This is a genomic window from Protofrankia sp. Cr1 (genome assembly GCF_963555865.1).
In the GTDB taxonomy this organism is placed as follows: Bacteria; Actinomycetota; Actinomycetes; order Frankiales; family Frankiaceae; genus Protofrankia.
In genome coordinates, this window is the sequence record NZ_CAUVXO010000375.1 from 1 (window position 1) to 5,188 (window position 5,188).

Genomic DNA, 5,188 nt, shown 5'->3' on the forward strand with positions numbered 1-5,188 from the left:
CTATTAAGTCGCGGAGCGCTTGGGTAGGCGACGCACGCCGTCTGACCTGCGCCAGCATCGTTCCACCCGCCCACCCATGTTTACAGGTAGGCGGGTGGGTGGCCCGGTGGGCTGTCCGGTGGGTAGACTGGTGGGTGTAGGGATCGGATCGCGATGGCGACTCACCGGGATAGTTGACGAGTAGTTGGCGAACGGCTCGACATACTCGGCGAATCCGCTGGTCACGGAGTTGTGGCCTCTCGCTGTGCCACCACCTGGCGGCACCAGCGCTGGCCAACAACGGTCGCACCCGGCCCGCTGGCACTCGCCAACAACGGCGATCTGCCAGCGCGAATTCGCGATCTCCGCCCGATCCCTACAGTGGGGGCTGCGTAAGCTTGGCCGCTGGCAATTCTAGTTGGCCGGCGAACGGCCAGTTCTGGGGATATCTGGCCAGCGGGTGCCTCGGACCGTCCGTTCTCATGGAGGCTGGTCGGCGTTTCGCGATTGGCGGCCAGGGCCTCTCTTCAGCCACCACCACGCCGGGCGACGGTGACCAAGCCGCAAGCCGTTCGCGAGCAGACCCCGTTTCCTACCGGCAGGTCAGGCTCCCATTCCGGTGCATGCCGTACGTGCCAGGTGATCCGCGGCGGCGACTGTGGGGTCCGCGCGGTTGGCGTGCCATCCGCTGCGGATCTGGCCGAGTGCACGACGTAGCCGTGCTGATTGGACCACCGCCAGATCGTCGGCGAGGCTCAGTACCGTTGCGGCTGCCGCGTCGGGGTCGTGGCGTTGGAGCTGGGTGGCCGCGAGTCGGGTTGCGACCAGTGTGCGGGTCCGGCGCTCTGTTGGTTTGCGTGCGGCGAGGGACGCGGCGAGGTGCATTTCCGCGCCGGGTAGATCACCCAGGTTCAGGAGCGTCAACCCGGCTTGATGTTCGTAGCCTTCCCGCCGGTAGTTCCCCATCCACTCGACGGCGGGTGGGCTGTCCGCGTGTTCGAGGTCAGTTTCCGCACGGGTCAGGAGTTGGACCGCGCGGCGCGGGTCGTGTCCGGTGGCGGCCAGCGCCTCGGCTTGCATTCCCGTGACCCAGGCTCGGGTGCGGGCCGGCGCGTGGCTGTGGAGCGCGGCGGCGGCGGCGTCGGCGAGGGCGAGTCCGTGGGAGGGGTGACCCAGCTCGACGGCCTGGGAGGCGAGGGAGCGCAGCGCGGTCGCGCGCATCATCGGCGCGTCGGCTTCGTCGGCGAGCCGGACGGCTTGGATGTAGTAGCGCTGCGCGAGACCGGGGCGCAGGTCGTCCGCCGCCATCCAGCCGGCGAGGTAGGCGACTTCGGCGGCGGCGGCGAACAGGTCCTGTCTGACTGGGCCGGCCGCGGCGTGAAGGAGCGGCGTGATGTCGTGTACGAGGTAGGCGGCGACGGCCGTGCGGGCGTGGCCGCCGCCGTAGAGGTCGTCGATGTCCCCGAAGCAGGCGGCCATGGCCCGAACGCGGGCCACGTCGCCGGAACCGACGCGGGATGGTGATCGGGTGTGGATGACCGGGTGGTCTGCGGATGTGAGGGGGATGGTCGCCGCGGCTAGGGAGTACAGGCCGGTGGCGACCGCTGTGCGTCTATCGAGCATGTCGATCCGTCCCAGGCGGGTGACCCACGCGACGGGGTCACCGCGCCATGGGTTGTCGGGGTGAGCGGCGCGGGCTGGGCGGCCGGCCTGCCAGCCGAGGTCGGCCGGGGTGAGGCCGGGCCGGTCCAAGAGCCGGGCGAACGCCTCCACGACCGTGGGGATGATTCCTGACAGTGGGGTCGCGCCGTTGAGCCAGCGGGCTAACGACGCGGCGGAGCAGTACGCCGTCGAGCCGTTCTCGCTGCCCACGCGGTTGATGGTGGCCGCGATAGCGCTATATGTGGAATGGGTCTGGTCGATGAGCGCCGCGAGCTCGGGATTGCGTATCGGCGTGGTTCGGGGGCGCGGCATCCGGTGCTTCCTCTCGTCCGCCCGGCGTACACGTCGATAATGCCGGTTCGCGAGATATGGCGCCATACAGGAAAAACGACGAGAAACCGTCGGGGGTAGTCCCGCCCCGCGTGACGAGTTTTGCTAACAGGGCAATCCTGCGGGGCGGCAACGGGCCGTCCCGGGGACCTTTCTCAAGGAGCGCGCGCATGAACACCTCCACGACGCCGGCTACCACCGCCCCGGTTGTGCCGACCGCGGCGGCCGTCCAAGCGTTCCAGCGGCGGGTCGCCGCGTTCGCCCGGACCGGTGTGACCAGCACCGCACTGGTCGCCTACCACCGGTAGACGACCGACCGCCAGACGACCTCCGCGTGCTGGGGGCCGCGTCTGCTGGCGCGGCCTCCAGCCGTCCCCGCTCTCTCGAAGGAGCCATGATGCCCTCCGCTTCCGCCGGGCCCGTTGTGCTGACGTTCGTCGGTCACCAGACCTGGCACATCCAGTCCGGCGACACGGTCGTGCTCGTCGACCCGATCCTGCGCCAGGCGTTCGGCGCGGGTGCCGTCGACTTCCCGATCTGGCCACCGCGCACCGTCGACCACGAGGCGATGCCCGCCCCGGACGCGATCATCCTGACCCACGAGCACCTGGACCATCTGCACTTCGCGTCGCTGGCCCTGCTCGACCGGACCGTCCCGATCCACACCGGGAACACCCTGCCCGCCGTGGTCGTCGACGCGTTGGGCACGCTCGGGTTCACCGTCCACCGGCACGACCACCAGGCGCCGATCGTCATCGGCGACCTCGAGGTGTTCCTGTACCCGGCCGGGGCACGCACCCTGTTCTGGGAAAGCCGGGTGGTGCAGCCGGTGGTCCGCCAGACGGGCACCGACCGGGACGTGTTCATCGGCGTCGATGCCGACGTCTCCGACCTGTACCTCGAACAGATCCACGCCAGCGGCATGCCTATCCCGCGGCTGGCGGTCGTGTCCAACAACACCCAGTCCGTGCCGTACGGCGCGCTCGGCGCGGACGTCAACCTGCTTCCCGGCCTCGACCGGCCCCGCAACCGGACCACCGGCATCCAGGCCCTGCACACCCTGCTGATCGACTACCTGGAACCGCTCGACGGGGTCCCCGACGTCGCGCTGTGCGGGAACGGGTTCACCGCCCCTCGATCCCCGCACGGCCCGTTCCTCTACGCCGATCACCGCGCGCTCGCCGAGTACGCGAACGCGCTGCAACACCTGTTCCGGGTCCACGGCCCGCGGCCCGGTGACCAGCTCGTCATCCCCGACCGGGGGCCGATCACCACCCGCGCCGCCGGCTGGGTCACCCTCGACACCGCCGCCGAACGCGCTGGACTCGACGCGCTCGACGCCTTCCTCACCGACCCCCAGCCGGTCGACCCGGCCCCGATCGGGCCGGCGCCGCGACCGGATGACTGGCCCGCGGCGCGGCGCCTCGTCGGCGACGAGCTCCCCCGGCTGGCCCGCCACCTCATCGCGACCCGCACTGGCGCCCTCGCCGCCGGCCTGCACGACTACCTGACCGGTCCCCTCGACGGCCGCCGGCTCGTGCTGCGCCTCCTCAACCCACCCGGCCAGCCCGGACAGGTCACCACCTTCGCGTGGGACATCAGCGGCCCGTCGTTCGTGCCCGTGCCCACGACCAGCCGGGATGAGGCCATGGCCCTTTACCCGTTCGGAGTCGAGATCTTCTACCAGGACCTCGTCGCGCTCCTCACCGGCCGGGTCCAGATCTGGGACATCATCGGCGGCTCCTACCAGGGCTGGCACGTCGGTGAACGCCTCGACAGCCCCGTCTACGCCCTGTTCGCCGTCTACGGGGAACACCAGCGCCCGGACCTGGCCGCCCGCTGCTACGCCGACAGCCTCGCCCGCCTGGACCCAATGCCCACGCCGAGCGCGCCATGACCACCGTCGCCCCCGGTCCGCTCGCCGGCGCGGCCCGGCTCCGGCCGGACGGATGGTTGACTCACCCGCTCCCTACCGATCCGGAGACCGCGACCGCGCGGATCAGCGCGCTGCTCCGCCGTCACCATCCCGACGCGGCCGGCCCGGTGCGCTGCCTGACCGCCCGCTACCGGTCTGCGACCTTCACCGTCGGCGGCCCCCCACACACGATCGTCAAATGGCACGCCGATGAGACCGCCTACCTCGCCGAACGGCTCGCCTACGACCTCCTGACCGCCGAGCGGGTGCTTCCCACGCTGCGGGACAGCCACGACGGGGCACGCACCCTGCTCGTCGACTACCTCCCCGACACGGCGAACCTCGCCGACCCGGACGTGTTCGACGACCTGATCGCCACCGTGGCGCACGTCCACACCGCGTCCGCGCGCTGGGACACCACCATTCAGGAGGCGATGGCACCGTGGCGGGTCGACACCGCGGTGCACGGCGACGCGAGCTGGACCGACGATCCGCGGGCGTGGCGGCGGATGCTGCGCCTCGTCGCCGCCGCGCACGGGCCGGGACATGTCCCACTGGGCAATCTCGACCTGAAACCCGACCACGTCCGCCGCGATGCAGACCGCCCGCTCGTGCTGGTCGACGTCGAGACGCTGCGCCCGGACGTGACCGGGCTGCCGGACGTGGTGACGCTCGCCTACCTGGCCGCCCACGCGGACCATCCCCGTCCGGGAATCCGGGTACGGGGCCGCTACCTCCACCATCTGGGCCAGGCCGGCGCGCGCTGGGCCGATCGGGACCTGATCGCGGCCCTGACCGGCTTCGCGACGGCCACCGGGCTCGCCTCGTTGCACGGGCTCGACTCCTGACCTCCGGGACCCGTGCCGCATGGGTAGCCTCTCGAGATCAGCGCTGCGGAGGAGAGACTTGCCGGTGTTCGGTCCCGTCACCACCGTCATGGTCTTCGCTGACGATCCGGAGGCATCCGCCCGCTGGTGGGCGCGGGTCCTCGGCCGGGAAATCCACCTCGACATCGACGGGGACTCGGTCTACGCCTGGCTGACCGTCGCCGGCATCGAGTTCGGGTTTCACCAGGCCGACGACGAACGCAACCCACGCGGCGGCTCACCCGTCGCCTACTGGGCCGTCGATGATCTGGACGTGGCCCGCGACCGGCTACTCGCCGCCGGCTGCACCCACCACCGAGGCCCCCTCCGGGTGTCCCCGGGCCGTCGCATCTGCCAGGTCACCGACCCGTTCGGAACGATCGTCGGCCTCGACGGACCCTGAACCCACCGAGCCGACGGCACGCCGATCCGCGGC

At 71.1% G+C, this 5,188-nt stretch carries 5 protein-coding genes; 4 read left to right on the forward strand and 1 reads right to left on the reverse strand.

All coding sequences use genetic code 11. From position 1 onward, the window contains the following. Positions 1–582: 582 nt before the first annotated feature. A complete protein-coding gene (locus U9980_RS21665) occupies positions 583–1,953 on the reverse strand; it encodes a hypothetical protein (RefSeq protein WP_322769604.1) in 1,371 nt (456 codons plus the stop codon). A 188-nt stretch (positions 1,954–2,141) separates the two neighbouring features. Here U9980_RS21665 and U9980_RS21670 point away from each other — a divergent pair, with 188 nt between their 5' ends. From U9980_RS21670 to U9980_RS21685, 4 genes are all read left to right on the forward strand, one after another. Further along, on the forward strand, positions 2,142–2,279 hold the full coding sequence (locus U9980_RS21670; RefSeq protein WP_322769605.1) for a hypothetical protein: 138 nt from the start codon (positions 2,142–2,144) through the stop codon (positions 2,277–2,279). Positions 2,280–2,368: 89 nt separating this feature from the next. Beyond that, entirely contained in the window at positions 2,369–3,868 is a 1,500-nt protein-coding gene (locus U9980_RS21675) for an MBL fold metallo-hydrolase (protein ID WP_322769606.1), read from the forward strand. Then, positions 3,865–4,734, forward strand: a complete 870-nt coding sequence (locus tag U9980_RS21680) for a hypothetical protein (protein WP_322769607.1) — start codon at positions 3,865–3,867, stop codon at positions 4,732–4,734. Before U9980_RS21675 ends, U9980_RS21680 begins: the two co-directional genes overlap by 4 nt. Positions 4,735–4,798: 64 nt before the next feature. Continuing rightward, positions 4,799–5,155, forward strand: a complete 357-nt coding sequence (locus tag U9980_RS21685; RefSeq protein WP_322769608.1) for a VOC family protein — start codon at positions 4,799–4,801, stop codon at positions 5,153–5,155. Positions 5,156–5,188: the final 33 nt, after the last annotated feature.